The organism is Micromonospora sp. M51 (assembly GCF_018070305.1).
Taxonomy (GTDB): Bacteria; Actinomycetota; Actinomycetes; order Mycobacteriales; family Micromonosporaceae; genus Micromonospora; species Micromonospora parva.
In genome coordinates, this window is sequence record NZ_JAGPXZ010000877.1 from 1 (window position 1) to 2,309 (window position 2,309).

A 2,309-nucleotide genomic window follows, 5' to 3' on the forward strand; every position below is an offset into this window, starting at 1 on the left:
GCCCGGGAGATGTCCTCCTCGGAGACCGTGACGATCTCGTCGACCAGCTTGCGCACGTGGTTGAAGGTGATCTCGCCGGGCCGGCCGACCGCGATGCCGTCGGCGATGGTGGCGAACACGGGCAGCCGGACCGGTTCTCCAGCGACCAGTGAGGGCGGGAACGCCGCCGCGCCGGCCGCCTGCACACCGATGATTCGGACGTCCGGTCGCAATGCCTTGACGGCCACCGCCATGCCCGAGATCAGACCGCCGCCACCCACCCCGGTGATGATCGTCTTCACGTCCGGGCACTGTTCGAGGATCTCCAGCGCCACTGTGCCCTGCCCGGCGATCACGTCGGGGTGGTCGAACGGGTGGATCAGCACCGCGCCGGTGCGCTCGGCGTACGTGTGCGCGGCGACAAGCGACTCGTCGACGGTGTTCCCGGCCAGCTCGACCTGCGCGCCGTACCCCTTGGTGGCGGCCACCTTCGGCAGCGGCGCGTTGACCGGCATGAAGACGGTGGCGTGCGTGCCGACCAGGCCGGCGGCGAGGGCCACGCCCTGCGCGTGGTTGCCCGCGCTCGCCGCCACCACGCCGCGCTCCCGCTCCGCCGCCGACAACCGCGAGATCCGCACGTACGCGCCCCGGACCTTGTACGAGCCGGCGCGCTGCACGTTCTCGCACTTGAGCCAGGTCGGCCCGCCCAGGGCCGCGCTGAGCGGGCGGGAGGGCTCCAGCGGGGTGGTGCGGGTGACCCCGGCGAGCAACTCCCGTGCGGCCCGCACGTCGTCGAGACCGACCAGTTCCGTCATGCCCCGATCGTGCCACCCGCCGCCGCGGCCCTCGGCGGCGACACCGGTGTCGACAGGACGGACCGGCCGGCTCGATCGCCACGTCAGTCCGCCGCGCACCCGGTTGACCCACTCGACGGTCCTGATGTCGCGGTGTCAGCCTCGCTGCGACACCGCGACATCAGCGAACCCGAGTGGATCATGCCCGAGGTGGCCCCTCCAGCCCAGGAACGGCCGGAGCGCCCGGAGCGGTCGACGGGGCCGGAGCGGCCGGCGGGACCGCGTCACCCGCCGGGACCGGGACGGCCGGCGGGACCGGGACGGCCGGCGGGACCGGCGGGACCAACGGCGCGGGCGGCATCTCCGGCAGCACCGCGCCCGGCCAGACCCCGGCGGTCTGCCACACCGGCAGCGCGCGGGCGATGCGGGCCTCCTGCGCGGCGGAGATCCGCTGGATCAGCAGGTACAGCGTCACCGCGGCGACCACGCACGCCACCGAGGGCACGATGTTGCGCAGCAGTGAGTCCCGGTAGTAGTCGACGTACTGCTGGTAGCCGCCGTCGGTGGTGGGGGTCTCCGGCAGCTTGTTGTAGGCACCGTCGTCGAGGCGGCTGACCAGCCGCTCGCCGAGGCTGAACACCAGCCAGGAACTCCACCAGACGGCCACCAGGGTCGGGGTGAACCGCCGCCAGAGGCTGTCGCGCGCCACGGCCGCCATCACCCGGGCCGGCACCACCAGGTTCGCGAACGGCACCAGCCAACCGGCGATCGCCCACCCGGCCCCGAGCGTCGGCAGCGCGCCCGGGAAGGCGTCGGTGTTCTTGCGCACCCGCCACATCCAGATGATCACCAGCACGGCGGCGGTGAGGTACGCGACCACCATGGGCAGCGACGACACCACCTGCATGATCAACGCGGCGACCAGCAGCTCAGGGTCGTTGTCGACCTTGGCCTGCCGAGCGAGGGCCATCCCGACCAGCGGGGAGAGCGCCACCACGAGGTAGAGCACGGCGGTCGCGCCGACCGCGATGCGGGCCGCCAGACCGATGCCACGCACGCGGTACGTCGGCAAGCCGGGAGTGATCGCGGCCTGGCCGACCGGCGTGTAGCACCGTTGGCATTCGTCGTGCTCGGGGGAGATGGCGTCCCCGCAGGTCTGGCAGCGCATGAGTTCCCCCGGTGTGCACGCGTGATGATGCGCGCACACCGTAGACGATCATGCGGAGGTCGGCGACCCCGTTCCGACCCGGGGGTAGCCGGGTGCGTGGCGTGTCCACGGGGCGGCCATCTCGAACTGGCCGGCCACACCGAGCAGCAGCAGCTCCGAGCCGGGCGGACCGACCAGCTGCACGGCGACCGGCAGGCCGTCCGGGCGGCGGCCGACCGGCACGACGACCGCCGGCAGGCCGGCGATGTTCCAGGGCGCGGCGTACGGGGCGTCCCGGATGTTGGCCGACATGTTCGCCCGCCAGGTCCGCTCCGACCAGCGGGCCGCCTCCGGTGGCGCGCGGGCGAGCGCCGGGGTGAGCAGCAGGT

3 protein-coding genes are annotated in these 2,309 nt (G+C 73.4%); all 3 read right to left on the reverse strand.

The features are described from left to right. A partial coding sequence (locus tag KBX53_RS30070) for a threonine/serine dehydratase (RefSeq protein WP_210863059.1) occupies positions 1-794 on the reverse strand: 794 nt, incomplete at its 3' end. A 178-nt stretch (positions 795-972) separates the two neighbouring features. Then, on the reverse strand, positions 973-1,845 hold the full coding sequence (locus KBX53_RS30075; RefSeq protein ID WP_247676443.1) for a DUF4328 domain-containing protein: 873 nt from the start codon (positions 1,843-1,845) through the stop codon (positions 973-975). A gap of 144 nt (positions 1,846-1,989) precedes the next feature. Next, positions 1,990-2,309 (reverse strand): amidase family protein (locus KBX53_RS30080; RefSeq protein WP_247676444.1); only part of this gene is annotated, 320 nt, incomplete at its 5' end.